The following is a 19,222-nucleotide window of genomic DNA, read 5'->3' on the forward strand; positions in this document are numbered from 1 at the left end:
GCAAGGTGGCTCGGCCCATCGAGCCGGGGCTTTCGTGGCAGGAAAATGACCGGATCGGCCGGAAAAGCCAGATCGGGCCGTGCGATCCGGGCTGGACAGGCAGGCCGGGTTTTCATATGTGATCACACCATGACGCAAGAAACCGTATCCTCCTTTGCCGACTGGCTCGCCGCTCATCCTGAAGTCACGCGGGTGGAGGCTTTCCTCACCGACGTGAACGGCGCGCCCAAGGGCAAATGGCTGGTGCGCGACAAGGCGTTGGCCCTGGCGGCCAAGGGCCTGCCGATGCCGCTGTCGGTCTTTGCGCTCGATGCCTGGGGTTGCGATGTGGCCGGCGCGGGCCTGGCGTTCGGCACGGGCGATCCGGACGGGCTGTGCTGGCCGGTGCCGGGGCGTTGGAGCAAGGCGCCCTGGCTGGGCGAGGACAGCGCGCAAGTGTTCCTGGGCATGGTGGACAAGGACGGCGGCCCGGTGGTGGCCGATCCGCGCGGCATGCTGACCGCGCTGCTGGCCCGCTATGCCGCGCGCGGGCTGACCCCGGTGGTGGCGACGGAGCTGGAATTCTATCTCTATCGCCTGGAAGGCGGCGTGCCGGTGCCGCCCGATGGCAACCTGCGCCGCAACGACACGCTTTCGACCACCGCGCTTTCCGCCCATGCCGCGCTGTTCGACGAGATCATGGCCCTGGCCCACGCCATGGGCATCCCGGCCGATGCCGTGATCAGCGAGGCGGGGCCGGGCCAGTATGAGCTGAACCTGCTGCACCGCGCCGATGCACTGGCGGCGGCCGACGATACCGTGCTGATGAAGCGGATCGTGCGCGCGCTGGCCGCCCACCACGGCCTGGGCGCCACGTTCATGGCCAAGCCCTATGGCGAATGTTCGGGCAGCGGGATGCATATCCACGCCAGCCTCAACGATGCCGCCGGCAAAAACGTGCTGGCCCGGCCCGAAGGTGGCCCGGCCGATATGCTGCTGCACGCCGTGGCCGGGCTTTTGGCGGCGATGCCCGAAACGATGCTGGCCTTCGCGCCCAACTACAATTCGTTCCGCCGTTTCCGCCCCGATGCCCATGCGCCGGTTTCGGCCAGTTGGGGCATCGACGACCGATCGGCCGCGGTGCGGGTGATCGTGGGCGATGCCAAGGCGACGCGGATCGAGCATCGCATTTCCGGGGCGGACGTGAACCCGCACGTGGCCATGGCGGCGATGCTGGGCGCGATGCTGCAAGGGATCGAGGAAGGCGTGATGCCGCCGCCCGCGCAAGACCCGCTTCACCCTGGCGCAGGCGCGCCGCTGCCGGTGGAATGGGGCGTGGCACAAGCTGCCTTTGCCGCTTCGGCGCGGGCCGAGGGCATGTTCGGCGCGCGCTTCCGCGATATCTTCCTGGCGTGCAAGCAGCAGGACCGCGCCGCCTTCCTGGCGCAGATCGACCGGTTCGAATACGACACCTACCTGGGCCTGCTGTAATGGGGCAGGCTATGCCCTCCTACGCCGGCATGCCCACCTGGTATGCCGCGAGCGCCAATCCCGCGCCGCAGCGGCCCGTGCTGCAAGGGGCGCACAGGGCCACGGTCTGCGTGATCGGGGCCGGATTTACCGGGCTTTCGGTGGCGCTGGAACTGGCCGAGCGTGGCATCGACACGATCGTGCTGGAAAGCGAGCGGGTGGGCTGGGGCGCATCGGGCCGCAACGGCGGGCAACTGATCAACGGCTATTCGCGCGGGCTGGATGTGCTGGAGGCGCGGCACGGGCCCGCCGTGGCGCGCGAGCTTGGCAAAGTGGCGCTGGAAGGCGCGGCCATCATCCGCGAACGCGTGGGCAAATATGGCATCGCCTGCGACCTGGTGGATGGCGGGCTGGGCGTGGCGCTGACGGCCAAGCAGATGCGCGGGCTGGAGGAAGAGGCCAAGGTATGGGCCGCGCATGGCCACAAGACCATCGCGGTGCTCGATCGCGAAGGGCTGCGCGCCCATGTGCAGAGCGACCGGTATGTCGGCGGCATTCTCGATCCCTTGCGTGGCCATTTCCACCCGCTCAACTACCTGCTGGGCGAAGCCGCCGCGTTCGAGGCGCTGGGCGGGCGCCTGTTCGAGCACAGCCAGGTGTTGCGCGTGGACGAAGCCGGGCCGCGACCGCGCGTGACGACGGCGCAGGGCGAGGTGGTGGCCGAAACGCTGGTGGTGTGCGGCAATGCCTATCTGGGCAAGACCATGCCGCGGCTTTCGGGGCAGATCATGCCCGTGTCGAGCCAGATCGTCACGACCGAGCCGCTGGGCGACCTGGCGGCGCAGCTTCTGCCCAGCGATGCCTGCGTGGAGGATGCCAACTACATCCTCGACTATTTCCGCCGCACGGCAGACGGGCGGCTGCTCTATGGTGGCGGGATCGTCTATGGCGGGCAGGACCCGGCGAGCGTGGAAGCCAAGATCCGCCCCGGCCTGGTCAAGACATTCCCGCAGTTGAAGGACGTGAAGCTGGACTTTGCGTGGAGCGGCACCTTTGCCATGACGCTGAGCCGCATGCCGCAGATCGGCCGGCTGTCACCCAACGTCTATTATTCGCACGGCGACAGTGGCCATGGCGTGACCACCACGCAGTTGCTGGGCCGCCTGCTGGCCGAGGCGATCGGCGGGCAGCATGCGCGCTTCGACGTGTTCGGCAATCTGCCGCACCTGCCGTTTCCCGGGGGCCAGCGCTTGCGCGCGCCGCTCTCCACGCTGGGATCGCTGTGGTATACGCTGCGCGATCGGCTGGGCGTGTGAGGCGCGCGGGGCTGCCTGAATCGATGGACCTTTGCCAGCGGATCGTGCACAATCATGGCGTTGGCAGCGGCCGGAAACGGCCAAGTCTTCGATCCCAGTTTACGATCCCGGTGCCAGGCGGTGCCGGGATTTTCGCGATCAAAACCTGAAGGACGATCGATAATGCGTCGTATCCCAATGTTTGTTTCTGCCCTGATCGGCCTGGCTGCAAGCGTGACGGCGCCTGCTGCCCATGCCCAGAACGCCGGCGCCGGGGCCGCCACGTTCAAGCAGCAGTGCCAGATGTGCCATGTGAACACCGCCGGCGCCAAGGGCTTTGCCGCGCCGAACCTGTGGGGCGTGGTGGGCCGCAAGGCCGGCTCCACCCCGTTTGCCTATTCCACCGCGCTCAAGAATTCGGGCAAGACCTGGGACCCCAAGACGCTGGACGCGTTCCTGACCGCGCCGGGCAAGCTGGTGCCGGGCACGCGCATGGTCGTGGCCATTCCCGATGCCAAGAAGCGCGCCGACGTGATCGCCTACCTCAAGACCCTGCACTGATCGCCTAGATCAGGTTCCAGGCCGGAGCACTGCATATGCCCGTTTCGCTGACGATCGATGGTAAGCAACGCACGCTGGCCGTGGCAGACGACATGCCACTGCTGTGGGCGCTGCGCGACATCGCCGGGGTAACCGGCGTGAAGTTCGGATGCGGAGCGGGCTTGTGCGGCGCGTGCAGCGTGCTGGTAGACGGCGAACGCCTGTTCGCCTGCCAGACGCCGGTTTCGGCCGTGGCCGGCAAGGCCGTGACCACGGTGGAAGGCCTGACCGGCCAACCGCTGGGCCAGGCCCTGGCGGCGGCCTGGGAAGAGCTGGACGTGGTCCAGTGCGGCTATTGCCAACCCGGGCAGATCGTGGCGGCCGCTGCGCTGCTCAAGGCCAATCCCAAGCCCGACGATGCCGCGATCGACGCCGGGATGAGCGGGAATATCTGCCGCTGTGGCACCTATAACCGTATCCGCGCCGCGATCCATCGCGCCGCCGATACGCTTCCGGCGTGAGGGGGAAGACGATGACCGTATCTGCCGCCACCTCGCGCCGCGGTTTCCTGGCCGGCTCTGCCGTGCTGGCGGGCGCGCTGGTCGTGCCGTTGCACCGTGCGCTGTCGGCCGCGCCGACGCAGCTTTCGGCCAATGGCTATCTGGCGGTGCTGCCCGATGGTGCCGTCTCGCTTGCCCTGCCCAAGACCGAAATGGGCCAGGGCATTATGACCGCGCTGACCATGCTGGTGGCCGAAGAGCTGGGCCTGGCGCCCAGCGCGGTGAAAGTTTCGATTCCCGAGGCGGACAAGGCCCGGTTTGCGCCGATCGACACCGGCACGGGCGGTTCCACCTCGATCCGCGAGTTGTGGAAACCGCTGCGCCAGGCCGCGGCCAATGCGCGTGCGGCGCTGGTCGATGCCGCGGCCAGGGCGTGGAAAGTGATGCCTGACGGGCTGACTCTGGCCGATGGCGCGGTGGTAAACCCCGCATCGGGCAAGCGCCTGCCGTTTTCCGCGCTGGTGGCCGATGCCGCCGCCCATGTGCCTACCGATGCGACGCCCAAACCGGCAGCCGCCTGGCGGGTGATCGGCAAGGACACCAAGCGTCTCGATTCGGCCGACAAAGTGCGGGGCAAGGCCCTGTTCGGCATCGACGTGACGCTGCCGGGCATGAAAGTTGCCACGCTGGCACAATCGCCGGTGTTCGGAGGCAAGCTGGCCAGCCACAATGCCGCTGCCGCCAAGGCCGTGCCGGGCGTGGCCGACGTGATCGCGCTGGACGATTGCCTGTTCGTGACGGCAGACAGCCTGTGGACGGCGAAGAAGGGCCTGGAAGCGGCCGCACCCACCTGGAACGAAGGCGCCAACGCCGGCGTGAGCCAGGCGCAGGTCGTGGCTGCGCTCGACGCGGCCGTGGCCAAGCCCGGCGTGACGGCCAAGACCCAGGGCGATCTGGCCGCCGCGCGCGCCGGCGCCGCCAAGACGGTGGAAGCGGTCTATCATCAGCCGTTCCTGGCCCACGCCACGATGGAGCCGGGCAATTGCACCGCCCACGTCACCCCGCAGGGCGCGCAAGTATGGACCGGCACGCAAGTGCCGAGCGACGCGCGCGCCGCTGCGGCCCGCGTGCTGGGCCTGGCCGAAGACAAAGTGCGGCTGCACAACTTCCTGATGGGCGGCGGCTTTGGCCGGCGGCTGGAAACCGACATGGTGGAACGCACCGTGAGCCTGGCGGCCAAAGTGCCCTATCCGGTGAAGCTGGTGTGGACGCGCGAGGAAGACATCCAGCACGATGTGGTGCGCCCGGCCTATGCCGATCGCATCAGTGCCAGCCTGGACAAGGGCGGCAAGGTCCTGGCCTGGGAACACCGCATCGCCGGCTCTTCGGTGATGGCGCGTCTGCTGGGCGAGAAGTTCAACGGCGTGGACGACGATGCCGTGGATGGCGCGCTGGCCCCGCTCTATGCCGCGCAGGCGCAACTGGTCACCTTCCGTCAATCGGAAAGCCCGATGCCCACCGGCTGGTGGCGCGGCGTGGGCGGCCTGCGCAACACCTTCGTGATCGAAAGCTTTGCCGACGAACTGGCACTGGCGGCGGGGCAGGACCCGCTGGCCTGGCGCCTGGCGCAGATCACCGATCCGCGCGCGCGGGCTGTGTTGCAAAAGGCGGCGACAGAGGCCGGCTGGGGCAAGGCCCTGCCCAAGGGCGAAGGGCTGGGACTGGCCGTGCTGCACATCTGGGATACGTGCCTGGCGGCGGTGGCCCATGTCAAAGTGGGCGCGGACAAGCAGATTGCCGTGCCGCAGGTGACCGTGGCGGTCGATTGCGGACCGGCGGTAAATCCGCTGGGCGTGAAAGCGCAGATCGAGGGCGGCGTGACCTTTGCCCTGTCCGCCGCGCTCTATGGCGGGGTGACGCTGGACAAGGGGCGCATTGCCCAGTCCAACTATCACGATGTGCGCCCCTTGCGCATGAACGAGGCGCCACGCGTGATCACCCACGTGATGCCGACGGACAATGCGCCGGGCGGCATGGGCGAACCGCCCGCGGCCGTGATCGCGCCGGCGGTGGCCAACGCAATCTTTGCCGCCACGGGCAAGCGCATACGCCAGGTGCCGTTGCAGGCGGGGTTCGAGGCGGTTTGAACTGACACGCCGGCGTAGGGCCAGAGCCGGCTGGCTCAGCCATTGGCCGTGGGAACTAGATTCCCGCCTGCGCGGGAATGACGAAGGGAAAGTTGCGGCTTGGGAGCATGCAACAGAACCGTTCCTGCCCTCCGTTCGATAAACTTCGTCATTCCCGCGCAGGCGGGAATCCAGTCAGCGCAACGCGTCGAATCCCAGATCGGTGGCGAGGTCGCGCCACGCTGAATTGGCTTCCTCGATCAGTTTGAGCTTCCACGCGCGGTTCCATTTCTTGATCCGCTTCTCGCGCAAAATCGCCTGTTCCATCGTCGCATGCATTTCGAACCAGACGAGCGTCTTGGTTCCGTAGCGGGAGCTGAAGCCATCGAAGTGGTCAGCGCGATGCTGCGCCACGCGGCGGATAAGGTTTGACGTGGTGCCCACATACAAAGTGCCGTTTCGGGCTGACGCAAGAATGTAAACCGCTGGGGCGAAGTCATCCTTCATGCCTGGGTGCTACTGGATTCCCGCCTGCGCGGGAATGACGAAGGTGGGGCAATTCACCAACCCCCACCCAGGGCCAGGAACAGGTTGATCTGGTCGTTGGCGATTTCCGCGCGCGAATTGAGCACGGCGGCTTGCGCGCCGATCACGCCCTGGCGACCGCCGATGTCGGTGGTGATCGCGGCGCGGCCGGCCTCGCGCAGGCGGCGGGCCTGGTCGGCCTGGGTGCGGGCGGATGCCAGCGCCTCGTCCAGCGCGGCGTGGCGATCGTGGTTTTCGGCGTACGTGGCGAGCGCCGTTTCGGTTTCGCGCAAGGCACCCAGCACCACGCCGTCGAAATGGGCGAGCGCGGCGTCGGCATTGGCATCGGCAGCCTTGACCCGCGCGCGGGCCCCGGCGCCGGGGATCGTCCAGTGCAGCAGGCCGCCAATCGACCAGCGATTGGCCGCGGGCAGGCCGAGGTCTTTGACAAAGCCGGTGGACCCGCCCGAGAGGCCAATGCCGATGGAAGGGTAGAGATCGGCCGTGGCCACGCCGATGCGCGCGGTGGCACCGGCCAGCTGGCGTTCGGCGGCGCGCACATCGGGGCGGCGGCGCAGCAGTGCGGCGCCATCGCCCACCGGCAGGGGCACGCGCAGTTCGGGCACGGCGCGGCAGCTTTCCGCCTCGCGCGGGTAATCCGCCGGCACTTTGCCGGTGAGCGCGGCGAGGCGATAGAGCGCGGCGCGCGCGGCGGCGCGATAGGTGGGCAGCAGGGCCTGGGCCTGGGCGAGGCGGCCTTGCGCGGCGGTGACATCGGGCGTGGCGCTGCGCCCGGCAGCGACCAGGCGGCGGTTGATATCGACCAGGTGGCCTTGCAGGGTGATCGCGCGCTGGGCCAGATCCTCGGCCTCGTGCGCGGCGCAGACGCCGACATAGGCGCGCGCCACATCGGCCGCGACGGTGACTTTCACCGCATCCTGCGTGGCGGCAAGGGCCTCTTCGTCGGCGCGGGCGGCCTCGATCTGGCGGCGGATGCGGCCGAACAGATCGACCTGGTAGCTCATTTCCGCGCCGACATCGCTAATGTTGGCCACCGGCAATTGCTCTTCCTGAAGATAGGATTCGCCCGAAAGGCGGGCGTGCTGGGCCCCGGCCGAAACGCTGAAATCGGGTTCCTTGCCGCCTTCGGCGACAGCCGTGACAGCGCGGGCGCGCGCCAGGTTGGCGGCGGCCACGCGCAAGTCGGTGTTGGCGGCCAGCGCCTGTTCCTCCAGCCCATCGAGCACGGGATCATCATAGAGATGCCACCAACGCGCCGGCAGGGGATCGGCGGTGGTCAGCGCCGCCGGGGCAGACTGGAACGCACCCTGCGCCGCGGGGCGCTGGATCGCGGCATCTTGCGGCAGGTGGTAATCCGGCCCCACCGCCTTGCACCCGGACAGCGCGAGCAGACCGGCACCGATCAGCAGTGTGCGCTTCACCGGGCGTGCTCCTTCCGATCATTGGGCCGGTCATCGGGCGCCAGCGTGACCGAGGCGGTGCGCCCGGCGATCAGCGCGACATCGGCGGGGCGTTCATCCAGCGCGATGCGCACCGGCACGCGCTGGGGCAGGCGCACCCAGGAAAAGCTTGGGTTGATCGAGGGCAGCATGCTGGCGCTGCCGGTGCGATCGTGATCCTCGATGGCCATGGCGATCGAGGTGACATGGCCCTTGAGCAGGCGATCCTCGCCCATCAGGCGCACCGTGGCCACCTGGCCCACATGCACATGGGCCAGCTTGGTTTCCTCGAAATAGCCTTCGATGCGCAAGCTGCTGCTATCGACCAAGGCCATGACCGCCTTACCCGGCGCGACATAGTTGCCAGGCCGCAGTGTCTGGTCGGAAATCGTGCCATCGACCGAAGCGCGCACGGTGGTGCGCGACAGGTTGAGCCGGGCCAGTTCGCGCTGGCTCAAGGCGTTTTCGCGCATGACTTGCGCGGTGGCGAGCTGGGCCTGGGCATCGGCAACCTTGGTTTCGCTTTGCTGGGTCACTTCCAGCGGCACCAGGTCACCCAGGCCACGGTTGCGCGCCGCCTCGCGCCGGGCTTCGGCCAGGGCAACGCGGGCGCGGGTGATGCCGGCATCGGCCTGGGCAATCGCGTCTTCGGCCTCGCGCACGGCGAGGGCATAGCGGGCGGTGTCGATCTGGAACAGCACGTCACCCTTGTGCACCGGCTGGTCGTTGGCCACGGCCACGCGGGTGACCAGGCCCTGCACATCGGGCGCCACCTGCACCACATCGGCGCGCACGCGGCCATCGCGGGTCCAGGGATCGGCCTGGTAATGCAGCCAGAGATTGCGGGCGCCGATGGCGGCGACGACGAGGATCGCGCCAGTGACACCGATCTGCACGGTCTTGCGAAAAGCGGGGGAAGCAAGCAGCGACATCAGAGCCATCCATTGATCAACTGGGGAAAGCGCACAAGCAGCGCCCAGAACGCCACGAACATGGCAGTATCGAACAGGACCGGGTGCCAGACCCAGCGATAGAAACGCAGGGCCACCAGCACGCGGTGCACGATCAGCGCCAGGATCAGCGCCACCGTGGCCGTGACCGGCGCGGAAGCCACGAAGACTTCGCCGAACATGTATTCGGAAAAGGCGGGGTGCGGGGCGTTCATGCCGATGGCTCCACCACGGGGATAAAGTTTCCTGGGGCCGGCAGGGCCGGGCCTGGGCTGTTGGGGAAAAGATTGCGGCGCAACGCGATCAGCGCGGCGATGGCGTGGGGCGCATCGGGCGCGTCGGGGTGGCCGAACGGCAAGGGCGGCGGCGTGACGGCCGCGTTATCCTTGAGGATCAGGCGCAGGGCGCGATCGATGCGGTGCTGCAGGCGGGCGTCGGGCGGCGGTGTTCCATCGGGCCGCCACGCGCGGAAGTAACGCGCCGCTTCGCGCAGCAGGCTGGATAGCGCGCGTTGCTGGTGCAGCGGCGCGGCCGCGCGGGCGTGCTGGATCGCCACCAGGTTGATCGCCAGGCGCACTTCGCGCAAGGCGGCCTGCGCAGCCAGCGCACCGGTGGTATCGGCGCCCAACCGCTGGGTGAGCAGCGCCGTCTGGTCGATCACGCGGGCGAGCGCCAGGCCTGGATCGGGCGGGCTGCCCGTGGTGGACAGGCGCACCAGATCGCGCTGCAGCGCGCGCAGCAGCCGCGTGATCGCCACGTCGGTGCCCAGGTTGCGCAAGCCGGCGGTGAACCCGGCGGCCAGCACGACGGCCAGGACCTGGCCGATGTTGCTGTTCACGAACCGCTCGAAATCGGGGTGGAAACTTTCCTGGATAGCCAGCGCGCTGCAAAAGCCCATGGCCATGGCGGTGGCCTGGCCGCCCAGGCGAGGATGGGGAATGAATGCGGCAATCAGCAGCAGCGGCGGCGCCATGACCAACGCCATCGCGGCAAAATCGCTGACATAGGGCAGCACGCCGAACAGATAGATGCCCGCGAGCGGCACCCCCGCACAGATCGCCACGCCAAAGCGCAGGATCACCGGGATCGGATTGTCCATCGCGGCAAACAGGCAGCAGAACACCGCTGTCATCGCCGCCGCGCCGGCGCCATCGGCCCAGCCGGAATAAATCCACAGCGCGCAGCAGGCGATCACCGCCACGGTGGCGGCAAGGCCGGCCATCAGCGCATGGCCCAGATCCTGGTGCAGGCGCAGCGCGGCGCGCGGGCTGCGCAACGAGGCCGGCAGAGGCAGGTGCGGATCGCGCAAGTGATCGAGTGCCTGGCGGCAATCGGCCAGCAGCGTGACCACTTGCGCGAGACGCACGCGATAGCTGGTGGCGAGCAGATCGTGCCACACGGCGGGGCGCACGCTTTCGGGCACGGCAATCGCGGGGCGATCGTGCGCGGGGCAGCCAGCCGCGATCCAGGCGCGGGTGGCGGTCTGCGCGGCGGCCAGATCGGGATCGAGGCAGGGTTCGCCATCATGATCTTCGGTGGCGATGGCGCTGCGCCGATCCGCCAGGCCCGAAAGCAGCGGCAGCAACAGGATCATGCGTTCGAGCAGCGCGCGCAGGGTGCCGGTCGCTTCGCGCCAGTGCGAGGTATCATAGGGCACGTGAATGGCCATCAGCGCGCAATCGACCACGTCGACCGCCAATTGCTGCTGCTCGCGCACGGATTGGCGCGGGGGGCCGCTTTCGCGCACGCAATCGGCCAGCCAGGCTTGCGCGTCGCCCAGCCAGCGTTCCAGGCGCGCACCCAGCGGCACGGCCACCGATTGCGGCAGGAACAGGCTGTGGGTAAGCGTGGCGGCCACGATGCCCAGGGTGATTTCGGTGACGCGGGCAACGCCGGTGTCGAACACGGCTTCGGGATGATTGACCGAAGGAAAGGCAATGATCGCCGCGGTATAGCCCGCCAGCATCAGGGTGTAGGACCGCGCCGAGCGATCGAGCAGCGAGACGGTGAGGCACGCGCCCACCCACAGCGCCAGGACGCTGGAAAGCACCATCGGCGTATCGACCAGCACCGGCACCACCGCCACGGCAAAGACTGCGCCCAGGAACGTGCCGATCACGCGGTAGATCGCCTTGGAGCGGGTGGCCCCGGCGAGCGGGTTGGAGACGATGAACGCGGTGGTCATCGCCCAGAACGGCATGGGCAGCCCGACCCACAGCCCGATCCACAGGGCAAGGAACCCGGCCGATACGGTTTTCACCGAGAACAGCATCGGCGCGAGCCAGCGTGTGGGAACGAGGGACATGGGATCGGGCTGCTTTCGTTCAGGCCGCTTGCAACTGGCGCAGCAGGATGCGCGCCACCGCTTCGGAACTGGCCGGGTTCTGCCCGGTGACGAGGTTGCCGTCTTCGAGGGTGAACACGCCCCAGTCCGGCCCCTTGCGATAATCGCCGCCCTGGGCCTTGAACTCATCCTCGATCAGGAACGGCACCACATCGGTGAGGCCGACAGCGGCTTCCTCGCTGTTGGAAAAACCGGTGACCGGGCGGCCGGCCACGATCGGGCGGCCATCGGCGCGCTTGACATGGCGCAGCACGCCCGGGGCGTGGCACACCAGGCCAAGCGGCTTGCCGGCGCGATCGAATGCTTCGATCAGGTCGATCGATACCGCGCTTTCGGCCAGATCCCACAGCGGGCCGTGGCCGCCGGGATAGAACACGGCATCGAAATCGGCGGGATCGACATCGGCCAGCGGCCGGGTGTGGGCAAGCGCGGCCTGTGCGGCTGGATCGGCGCGGAAGCGGGCGGTGGCTTGGGTCTGTGCATCGGGTTCGTCGCTGCGCGGATCGAGCGGCGGCTGGCCGCCGGCGGGCGAGGCAAGGACGAGTTGCGCGCCCGCGTCGCGGAAGACGTAATAGGGCGCCGCGAATTCCTCCAGCCAGAAGCCGGTCTTGTGCCCGGTGCTGCCAAGATCGCTATGCGAGGTGAGGACCATAAGAATCTTCATGGACGTGCTCCGGATCGGCCGATCGGCGAATGCGATCATGCCAAGGAAAGGTGAACAGGGACATTGCCCGCGATCGCCCGGCTATAAGGGCAGGCGCCGTGGGCGGCCTCCATCAACGCCTGGGCGCGATTTGGATCCATGCCCGGCAAGGAGACCAAAAGCGTGATCGCCAGGCCGAAACCGCCTTCGGGGCGGGGGCCAAGCCCGACCGTGGCCGTGACGCGGGCATCGCTCGGTGGTAGCGCATGTCCCTGGTTCTTAAGGGTTTTCATCGTGCTGAGAAAACACGCGGCATAGCCTGTGGCAAAGAGCTGTTCGGGATTGTTGCCGTGGCCCCGCCCGCCCAGTTCGGCCGGCAAGTCGAGCCAGACATGCAGCGATCCGTCGCTGGTCGAAGCCTGGCCTTCGCGCCCGCCGGTGGCGGTGGCACTGGCCTGGTAAAGGCAATCGGTGAGCATGGGCGGGTTCCTGAAAGGCTTGGCGGAGGGCATCGAGCGTGGCCAGAGGGCATCTAGGCGCACGGTCCGGGCCGCGCCAACAAGCGGTGTGGCCAACAGCCATAAATTTGCTTATGGATGGCGCCATGTCGCTCAACCGCCTGCGCGCCTTTGTCGAAGTCTATCGCCAGCGATCGTTCACCACGGCGGCGCGCAACCTGGGGCTGACCCAGCCGGCCATTTCCCAGCAGATCGCCAGCCTGGAGGAGACTATCGGCCGGCCCTTGTTCGAGCGGCACGGACGCGGCGTGGTGCCCACCGGCACGGCGGACGAACTGGCATCCGATATCGGCGACCGGCTGGACCAGGCCGAAGCCGCATTGGCGCAGGCGCGCGCGCGTTCGGCGCACCTGGCCGGATCGATCCAGATCGTGGGGCATCCCGATTTCCTCTCGGAAGTGGTGGCGCCGCAATTGGGCGCCCTGCTGGAAAGCGGTATTCGCGTGCGCCTGCACGGTGGCACGCGGGGCGAGATCGAGCGGATGCTGATCCATGGCGAGGCAGACCTTGGCGTTTCGGGCTTTCCCGCCGCGGACCGGCGCCTGCGCGGCGAACACTTGCGCGACGAGGCGACCCGCGCCGTGGCAGCGCCCGCCGTGGTGGAGCGCCTGCGCACCGCGATTGCGGCGGGCAGCGACCTGGCGACTTTCCTGGCAGGGCTGCCGCTGCTCTCGTACGGGCTCGATTATCCGTTGATCGACAACTGGTTGCGGCACAATGGCCTCAATCCCGAACTCACCACGCCGGCGATGGTGGGCCTTGACGTGCGCAGCTTGCGCGGGCTGTTGAGCGGCGGGCATGGTTGGACGGTCTTGCCCGAATACCTGTGCCGCGATCATCTCGATGCCGGGGACCTGATGGAAATTCCCGGCACGGCGGCCGAGCAGGACCATCTGAGCTATCACCTGCTGTGGTCCCCCGCCGCGCTGCGCCAGCCGCGCGTGGCCCATGTGCGCCACGCGCTGATCTGGCGGCTGTACCAGCGATAAGTGGCTTGCCTTGGCCGATGAATAGGTCATGATACTGCGATCACAGGATTGCAGCCGGGGGCATCATGTTGACGATCCACAGCGACGCGCATCGCCTGCACCATGGGGCGGGCGAATTCTATCGTGGGCGGATCGTGCCGTGCTTTGAAATGCCGGCGCGGGTGGAGCAGATCCTGGCCAGCGTGACCGCCCGCGCCCTGGGCCCGGTGGTGGCGCCCAAGCCGCATGGCCGTGGCCCGCTGGAAAGGGTTCATGCCCCCGATTACCTCGATTTCCTTGCCGGTGCGTGGGACGAATGGAGCGCGCTGGGCGAAACCGGCGATGCGCTGCCCTATGCCTGGCCGGCGCGCGACCTGCGCCAGGACCGCCCCCCGGCGCATATCGATGGCAAGCTGGGGTTCTACAGCATCGATGCCGCCGTGCCGATCACCGCGGGCACCTGGGCCGCCGTGCAGGCCAGTGCCGATTGCGCGCTGACCGGGGCGAGCGCGGTGCTGGGCGGGCAGCGCGCCGCCTTTGCCTTGTGCCGGCCACCGGGCCATCACGCGGGCGCACGGGCGATGGGCGGCTTTTGCTATCTCAACAACGCCGCCATTGCCGCGCAGGCGATGCGCGATGCAGGGGTGGGGAAAGTGGCGGTGCTCGACGTGGACTATCACCACGGCAATGGCACGCAGGCGATCTTCTATGACCGGGCCGACGTGTTCTTTGCCTCCATCCATGGCGATCCGGCGGTGGAATATCCGTTCTTTGCCGGCTTTGCCGACGAGACCGGCAGCGGCGAGGGGCTGGGTTGCAACCTGAACCTGCCGCTGCCCTGGGGCACCGGGGCCGAGGCCTGGCTGGCGGCGCTGGACCGCGCCTGCACCGCGCTGGCCGGGTGGGGCGCGCAGGCGCTGGTCGTCTCGCTGGGCGTGGACACCTTCGCGGACGATCCGATCAGCCATTTCAAGCTGGCCAGCCCCGATTTCACCCGCATCGGCACGCGGATCGCCGCCTTGGGCCTGCCCACGCTGTTCGTGATGGAAGGCGGCTATGCCGTGGGGGACATCGGCACCAACGTGGCCAACGTGCTGGAAGGGTTTGCGCGTGGTTGAGGCGCGCGGGGATAGGGCCGGTGCGTTGCATGGGCACTTGGGGTTCTGGCACCTGGTCGGCTATGGGCTGGCGCTGATCGCGCCGACGGCGCCGCTCAACACGCTGGGCGTGGTCTGGGGCAAGGCCCATGGGCTGATCGCGCTGTCCTATATCCTGGGCGGGCTGTGCATGGCGTTTACCGCGGCCAGCTATGCCGTGATGGTGCGCGAGGTGCGCAGCGCCGGATCGCTCTATGGCTTTGCCCGCGCGGCGATGGGGCCGTTTGCCGGTTTCATGGGCGGGTGGATGATCCTGCTCGATTACCTGATGATCCCCTCGCTGGTCTATGTGATCATGGCCGTGGCGCTGGGCCAGTTGATGCCGCAGGTGGACCGCGCGGTGTGGGTGGTGGCGCTGCTGGGCTTTACCACGGCGGTCAACTGGTTCGGGATCAAATCGACCAGTGCGTTCAACGCGGTGAGCGTGGTGGCGCAGATCGTGGTGATGGCCGTGATGGTGGCGGCCGCGATCGCGTTTATGGGCTGGGCCCGTGCCTTTTCCCCCGCGCCGGTCTGGGCCGATCCGCTGCCCTGGCACGGGGTGCTGGCGGGCACGTCGGTCTGCGTGCTCAGCTTCCTGGGGTTCGATGCGGTTTCCACCCTGGCCGAGGATACCGCCGATCGCAGCGGCCGCACGCTGGGCCGGGCGATCCTGGCGGTGCTGGCGCTGGCCACGGTGTTCTTCGGTCTGTCCACCTGGGTGCTGGGCAATGCCATGGTGGGCCAGCGCTTTACCAGCCTGGACGGGGCGCATTACGATATCGCCGCGCTGATCCTGGGCGGCTGGGCGCGCGCCGGGCTGGCCTGGTTCACCGCGCTGGTGGTGGGCTTTACCAATGCCCTGCCGATGCAGGTGGGGGTGGCGCGCGTGCTCTATGCCATGGGCCGCGACGGGCAGGTGCCGGCGGTGTTTGCCCGGCTGCATCCGCGCCACAACACGCCGTGGGTGGCAATGCTGGCGACCACGGCGCTGTCGCTGGTGGTGGCGCTGGCCTTTCGCGATGCGCTGGATTTCCTGGCCACGCTGGTCAACTTTGGCGCGTTGACCGGGTTTGCCCTGCTGCACGTGTGCGTGTTTGTGCATTTCCGCCGCCATGCCCGGCGCAACCTGGCCTTGCACGTTGCTTCGCCCATGGTGGGCCTGGCGGTGATTGCGGTGATCCTTACCGGGATGGGCGCCTGGGCGCTCATGCTGGGTACGGGGTGGCTGGTGCTGGGCCTGGGCTGGTGGTGGGGGGCAGCGCGCCATGCGCCGCCCCCGGCAGACGATCTGGCCTATTCGGTATAAGTGCGGCGTAGCGCGGCAATATCGGCGGGGCTAACGCCCGCCACTTGCGCCAGATAGGCTTCGACCGAGCCATAGCGGCTGTCTATCTCGTCCAGGGCGCTGGCCAGGAACGGGCGGCCATCGGGATCGTGCAACGGCTGCGGCCGGGCCATGGCCGGATTGGCCTGGTATCCGGCGAACATCTTCGCCACGGGATCGGTGGCCTTGGCCGCATCGATTTTCGGCATTTCCCATTCCGGGCGGCGCAGCGCGGTGGAGAGGTCATAATCGCGCAGGATGACATCGCGCGGCGTGCCGAGCGCGGACAGGATCAGCGCAGTCATGAACCCGGTGCGATCCTGCCCGGCCGAGCAGTTGTATTCGATCGGGCCGGCATGCGCTTTCAATCGGTCGAACACCAGCTTGACCTGCGGCGCCAGCAACGTGGGGAAGTTGCGATAGAGCGCGCCCCCGTTGCTGGGCATCTTGCCGCCCTGGGCCCCGGCGAACAGCGCCATCATCGAATAAGCCACGGCATCCTGGTGCACCTGGCCAGCCAGGCGCGTGGGTGCCAGGCGGCGCTCTTCATCGGAACGCAGATCGACCATGCTGGTGAGGCCAAGCCCGCGCACCAGAGCCACGTCGCGGTCTGACAAGAGCGGCGTGGCGCCCGAGCGATAGAGCAGGCCCCAGCGCACGGTCTTGCCATCGGCGGCGGGATAGCCGCCCAGATCGCGGAAGTTCGATCCTTGCGCCAGCGGGAGCAGGCGTTCGGCCACGGTCATGACCGTGCCATCGGCGCGATCGCGCAGGCGCAAGTAGGGGCGCGGGCTGGCCGGCGCCATGAACCTGGCATGGCCGCCGCGCACGCCTGCACGCACCAGCCGTGCTGCCTTGAGCGGGGCATCGGGCCGCGTAGCGAGATAGACATCGACCGGCCCCTTGGCCTGCCAATCGACCACCAGCGCACCGCCATCTACCCGGCTGACGATGGCATCGTGCACGCGCGCCAGCGCCGGGCTTGCCGCAAGGACAAGCCCGAGGCCGAGCGCGAGGAAACGCGGGCTGCGCATCAGAACCGCACCTGTGCTTCCACGCCCCAAGTGCGCGCTTCGTTGAAGAAGCCATAGGTGCCCACCAGCGCGCTCGCCGCCTTGTAGAACATATGCTGTTCGTTGAAGAGGTTGCGGCCCCAGACCGAGACCTGCATCTGGGTGCCCGAATTGCCGAGCGCAATGTCGGCCAGGCTCACACGGCCGTTGAAGGTGACGCTGGCATCGCCCTTGGGCTGGGCCAGCGTGACTTGGCCTGTTGTCGTGTTGAAGCCGGGATCGACATAGTTGGCGTAGAACCCGCTGTCATAGTTGGCATCGAGGTGCACGCGCAGTTCCGAGGCGGCCACCGGCAGGACCACGTCCACCGTGCCGCTGGCGGCATGCTTGGGCGTGTAGACCTGGGTGATCGGAATCGGCGTGGTGATGATCACGCCGTTCGCCTGGGGGAAGGGGTTGGAGGTGTTGGGGATCTTGACGCTGGTATAGGCATAGCTGGCGCCCAGCGTGAGCTGCGGGATCGGCTTGACCGTGAAATCGGCCTCGATCCCCTTGAGGCGGCCGGTGCCTGGCGCATTGTGGGTTTCGGTGGTGGTGCGGGTGGTGTTGAGCAGGTTGCCCTGGGCATCGTATTGCAGGTAGTTGGCGCTGAAATCCAACTGGATGTTCTTGTAGCTGCCGGTGTAGGCGGCCACGTTGAAGCGCGCGCGCTTGCCCCAGAATTCGGTCTTGGCGCCCAGTTCGAACATCGAGACGGTTTCGGGGTTGAACGGCGCATAGGTCAGCGAGCGCGAGTTGGCGCCGCCCGACTTGTAGCCCGTGCTCCACTTGCCATAGACATGCACGTCCTGGCTGGCATCGAGTGCCAGGTTGACCATGGGATCGACGCGCGACCAGCTGGCATCGAGCACGCGCGGCGCGGTGACGCCGTTGACCGAAGGCGTGGCGCCGTTGACGGTGAAGAGCTGGCCTTCCTTCTTGTCGTGCGTCCAGCGCGCGCCGACGGTCAGGTGCAGGCTGTCGTTCATCACCGCCGGGGTGTAGGTGCCCTGGCCGAACACGCCCACGCTGGTGGTGGTGACATGGCTGGCGCGGTCGATCGTCACGCCGTCATAGTTCACATAGGGGATCACCGTGGTGGCGCTGCCGGCGGCATCGGTGAACTTCATGCTGTAGAACGCCTGGGCGTTGTCCTGCACCTTTTCCTGATACCACATCGCGCCGGCCACGAACTTGATCCGCGCATAGTCGCCCAGCAGTTGCAGTTCCTCGCTCGCCTGGTTCTGGCGGAACTGCGCCAGCGAATAGCGGGCAAAGCTGCTGCCGGTGAAATTGCCCGTGGCGCTGATCGCGCTGGTGGTGGCAGAGCCGTTGTCATACTGCGACTGGGTGAGTTCGCGGTAGGACGCGATCGACTTGACCTGCAGGTTGGGATCGAGGTGCCATTCCAGCAGCAGGCGGTGTCCGTGGGTCTTGCCCACGCTGGGCTGCTGCACCACGCCCACGGCGGCCACGTCCACCCTGTTGGGTTCCAGCGGGTAAGCCGACGGGCGCTTCAACGTGCCAGCCGAGATGGTCTGGGCATAAAGCGGGCTCGATGCGTCGTACGACGTGTCATAGGCATAGTCGGCGCTGAAATCGGGCGTGGGGGTCCACAGCACTTCGCCGCGCAGGCCGCGCTTGGTGTAGAAGTTGAAATCGGTCTGGCCGGCCAGCGGGTTCTTCACCATGCCGTCGCGGTGCGAGACGACGCCGTCGATCTTGGCCGCCAGGTTGCCCCACTTGGGCAGGTCGAGGTGAATCTCGCCCTTGTAGCTGCCATAATTGCCGGCGCCGACCAGGGCGTTGGCGTGGAATTCGCCGCTGGGCTTCTTGGTCACGATGTTGATCGCGCCGCCTTCGGTGTTGCGGCCGAACAGCGTGCCCTGCGGACCCTTGAGCACTTCGATGTTCTCGATGTCGTAAAGCGCGGTGCCCAGGCCCTGGGCGCGGCCGAGATAGACGCCATCGACATAGACGCCCACGCCCTGGTCGCGGGCGGGCTGGTTGCTGTCTGACAGCACGCCGATGCCGCGGATGTTCATGATCAGCGCCGAATTGCGCGAATAGAACGGCGCCACGCGCAGGCTGGGCACGCCGCCCGATTGCAGATCGACCAGCGACTGGATGTGGCGATCGGCCAGCGCTTCGCTGCTGAGCACCGAAATGGCGATCGGGGTCTTCTGCAGGTCGGTCTTGCGCTTTTGCGCGGTGACCACGATCTGGTCGAGCGTGTTGGTCAGCGTGGGATCGGCCACCGGTTCGGGCGCGGGTTCTGCGGCACTTGCGAAAGCGGGTGCGGCCAACACGGGCAGGGCCATGGCCGCGCCGGCCAGAAGCAGGGCAGAAATGCGCGCGCCACGGCGCGCCGCGTTTTGACAAGACATTG

Annotated in this window: 17 protein-coding genes; 8 read left to right on the top strand and 9 right to left on the bottom strand. The window is 67.9% G+C overall.

The features are described 5' to 3' along the window. Nucleotides 1-129: 129 nt before the first annotated feature. The 5 genes from R9J51_RS08075 (at nucleotide 130) to R9J51_RS08095 (ending at nucleotide 5,931) form a co-directional block, all read left to right on the top strand. The gene (locus R9J51_RS08075; protein ID WP_168554074.1) at nucleotides 130-1,470 is read left to right on the top strand and encodes a glutamine synthetase family protein; all 1,341 of its coding nucleotides are present in this window, start codon (nucleotides 130-132) and stop codon (nucleotides 1,468-1,470) included. A gap of 11 nt (nucleotides 1,471-1,481) precedes the next feature. Next, nucleotides 1,482-2,765, top strand: coding sequence for an NAD(P)/FAD-dependent oxidoreductase (locus R9J51_RS08080; protein ID WP_179506362.1), 1,284 nt, complete (start codon nucleotides 1,482-1,484; stop codon nucleotides 2,763-2,765). A gap of 177 nt (nucleotides 2,766-2,942) precedes the next feature. Then, on the top strand, nucleotides 2,943-3,305 hold the full coding sequence (locus tag R9J51_RS08085) for a c-type cytochrome (RefSeq protein WP_246865845.1): 363 nt from the start codon (nucleotides 2,943-2,945) through the stop codon (nucleotides 3,303-3,305). Nucleotides 3,306-3,340: 35 nt separating this feature from the next. Then, nucleotides 3,341-3,805: a (2Fe-2S)-binding protein gene (locus R9J51_RS08090; protein ID WP_168554077.1), complete on the top strand. Its 465-nt coding sequence runs from the start codon at nucleotides 3,341-3,343 to the stop codon at nucleotides 3,803-3,805. Between the two features lie 11 nt (nucleotides 3,806-3,816). Then, nucleotides 3,817-5,931, top strand: coding sequence for a molybdopterin cofactor-binding domain-containing protein (locus R9J51_RS08095; RefSeq protein ID WP_179506363.1), 2,115 nt, complete (start codon nucleotides 3,817-3,819; stop codon nucleotides 5,929-5,931). A 174-nt stretch (nucleotides 5,932-6,105) separates the two neighbouring features. On the opposite strand, the gene R9J51_RS08100 is transcribed toward R9J51_RS08095, so the two are convergent. Genes R9J51_RS08100 through R9J51_RS08130 form a run of 7 tightly spaced genes read right to left on the bottom strand, consistent with a single transcriptional unit; the run spans nucleotide 6,106 to nucleotide 12,311 of the window. Then, nucleotides 6,106-6,417 carry a GIY-YIG nuclease family protein gene (locus tag R9J51_RS08100; protein ID WP_179506364.1) on the bottom strand — a complete coding sequence of 104 codons (312 nt, stop codon included), beginning with the start codon at nucleotides 6,415-6,417 and terminating at the stop codon, nucleotides 6,106-6,108. Between the two features lie 53 nt (nucleotides 6,418-6,470). Next, the gene (locus R9J51_RS08105; protein WP_179506365.1) at nucleotides 6,471-7,877 is read right to left on the bottom strand and encodes an efflux transporter outer membrane subunit; all 1,407 of its coding nucleotides are present in this window, start codon (nucleotides 7,875-7,877) and stop codon (nucleotides 6,471-6,473) included. Continuing rightward, nucleotides 7,874-8,827, bottom strand: a complete 954-nt coding sequence (locus R9J51_RS08110; protein ID WP_168554080.1) for an efflux RND transporter periplasmic adaptor subunit — start codon at nucleotides 8,825-8,827, stop codon at nucleotides 7,874-7,876. The genes R9J51_RS08105 and R9J51_RS08110 overlap by 4 nt, the downstream gene beginning before the upstream one ends. Then, nucleotides 8,827-9,060 (bottom strand): DUF1656 domain-containing protein, encoded by a 234-nt coding sequence (locus R9J51_RS08115; protein ID WP_248290226.1) that lies wholly within the window; start codon nucleotides 9,058-9,060, stop codon nucleotides 8,827-8,829. The genes R9J51_RS08110 and R9J51_RS08115 overlap by 1 nt, the downstream gene beginning before the upstream one ends. After that, nucleotides 9,057-11,150, bottom strand: a complete 2,094-nt coding sequence (locus R9J51_RS08120; protein ID WP_179506366.1) for an FUSC family protein — start codon at nucleotides 11,148-11,150, stop codon at nucleotides 9,057-9,059. The genes R9J51_RS08115 and R9J51_RS08120 overlap by 4 nt, the downstream gene beginning before the upstream one ends. 19 nt (nucleotides 11,151-11,169) lie before the next feature. Continuing rightward, complete coding sequence (locus R9J51_RS08125; protein ID WP_179506367.1) at nucleotides 11,170-11,853, bottom strand: type 1 glutamine amidotransferase domain-containing protein; 684 nt, start codon at nucleotides 11,851-11,853, stop codon at nucleotides 11,170-11,172. A 35-nt stretch (nucleotides 11,854-11,888) separates the two neighbouring features. Beyond that, entirely contained in the window at nucleotides 11,889-12,311 is a 423-nt protein-coding gene (locus R9J51_RS08130) for an organic hydroperoxide resistance protein (RefSeq protein ID WP_168554083.1), read from the bottom strand. A 125-nt stretch (nucleotides 12,312-12,436) separates the two neighbouring features. Here R9J51_RS08130 and R9J51_RS08135 point away from each other — a divergent pair, with 125 nt between their 5' ends. From R9J51_RS08135 to R9J51_RS08145, 3 genes are all read left to right on the top strand, one after another. After that, complete coding sequence (locus R9J51_RS08135; protein ID WP_168554084.1) at nucleotides 12,437-13,339, top strand: LysR family transcriptional regulator; 903 nt, start codon at nucleotides 12,437-12,439, stop codon at nucleotides 13,337-13,339. 65 nt (nucleotides 13,340-13,404) lie between these two features. Next, a complete protein-coding gene (locus R9J51_RS08140; RefSeq protein WP_179506368.1) occupies nucleotides 13,405-14,436 on the top strand; it encodes a histone deacetylase family protein in 1,032 nt (343 codons plus the stop codon). Between the two features lie 37 nt (nucleotides 14,437-14,473). Continuing rightward, the gene (locus R9J51_RS08145) at nucleotides 14,474-15,763 is read left to right on the top strand and encodes an APC family permease (RefSeq protein ID WP_248290227.1); all 1,290 of its coding nucleotides are present in this window, start codon (nucleotides 14,474-14,476) and stop codon (nucleotides 15,761-15,763) included. On the opposite strand, the gene R9J51_RS08150 is transcribed toward R9J51_RS08145, so the two are convergent. Further along, nucleotides 15,751-16,815, bottom strand: coding sequence for a tyrosine-protein phosphatase (locus tag R9J51_RS08150; protein ID WP_179506370.1), 1,065 nt, complete (start codon nucleotides 16,813-16,815; stop codon nucleotides 15,751-15,753). The two genes, R9J51_RS08145 and R9J51_RS08150, sit on opposite strands and share 13 nt — an antisense overlap. Next, complete coding sequence (locus tag R9J51_RS08155; RefSeq protein ID WP_179506371.1) at nucleotides 16,815-19,220, bottom strand: TonB-dependent receptor; 2,406 nt, start codon at nucleotides 19,218-19,220, stop codon at nucleotides 16,815-16,817. The genes R9J51_RS08150 and R9J51_RS08155 overlap by 1 nt, the downstream gene beginning before the upstream one ends. Nucleotides 19,221-19,222: the final 2 nt, after the last annotated feature.

This window comes from Novosphingobium rhizosphaerae (assembly GCF_050920675.1).
Classification (GTDB): Bacteria; Pseudomonadota; Alphaproteobacteria; order Sphingomonadales; family Sphingomonadaceae; genus Novosphingobium; species Novosphingobium rhizosphaerae.

Bases quoted from the DNA above. Each gene is read 5' to 3' on its own strand.
- R9J51_RS08075 (WP_168554074.1), top strand. From the start codon at position 130: ATGACGCAAGAAACCGTATCCTCCTTTGCCGACTGGCTCGCCGCTCAT.
- R9J51_RS08080 (WP_179506362.1), top strand. From the start codon at position 1,482: ATGCCCTCCTACGCCGGCATGCCCACCTGGTATGCCGCGAGCGCCAAT.
- R9J51_RS08085 (WP_246865845.1), top strand. From the start codon at position 2,943: ATGTTTGTTTCTGCCCTGATCGGCCTGGCTGCAAGCGTGACGGCGCCT.
- R9J51_RS08090 (WP_168554077.1), top strand. From the start codon at position 3,341: ATGCCCGTTTCGCTGACGATCGATGGTAAGCAACGCACGCTGGCCGTG.
- R9J51_RS08095 (WP_179506363.1), top strand. From the start codon at position 3,817: ATGACCGTATCTGCCGCCACCTCGCGCCGCGGTTTCCTGGCCGGCTCT.
- R9J51_RS08100 (WP_179506364.1), bottom strand. From the start codon at position 6,417: ATGAAGGATGACTTCGCCCCAGCGGTTTACATTCTTGCGTCAGCCCGA.
- R9J51_RS08110 (WP_168554080.1), bottom strand. From the start codon at position 8,827: ATGTCGCTGCTTGCTTCCCCCGCTTTTCGCAAGACCGTGCAGATCGGT.
- R9J51_RS08115 (WP_248290226.1), bottom strand. From the start codon at position 9,060: ATGAACGCCCCGCACCCCGCCTTTTCCGAATACATGTTCGGCGAAGTC.
- R9J51_RS08120 (WP_179506366.1), bottom strand. From the start codon at position 11,150: ATGTCCCTCGTTCCCACACGCTGGCTCGCGCCGATGCTGTTCTCGGTG.
- R9J51_RS08125 (WP_179506367.1), bottom strand. From the start codon at position 11,853: ATGAAGATTCTTATGGTCCTCACCTCGCATAGCGATCTTGGCAGCACC.
- R9J51_RS08130 (WP_168554083.1), bottom strand. From the start codon at position 12,311: ATGCTCACCGATTGCCTTTACCAGGCCAGTGCCACCGCCACCGGCGGG.
- R9J51_RS08135 (WP_168554084.1), top strand. From the start codon at position 12,437: ATGTCGCTCAACCGCCTGCGCGCCTTTGTCGAAGTCTATCGCCAGCGA.
- R9J51_RS08140 (WP_179506368.1), top strand. From the start codon at position 13,405: ATGTTGACGATCCACAGCGACGCGCATCGCCTGCACCATGGGGCGGGC.
- R9J51_RS08150 (WP_179506370.1), bottom strand. From the start codon at position 16,815: ATGCGCAGCCCGCGTTTCCTCGCGCTCGGCCTCGGGCTTGTCCTTGCG.
- R9J51_RS08155 (WP_179506371.1), bottom strand. From the start codon at position 19,220: ATGTCTTGTCAAAACGCGGCGCGCCGTGGCGCGCGCATTTCTGCCCTG.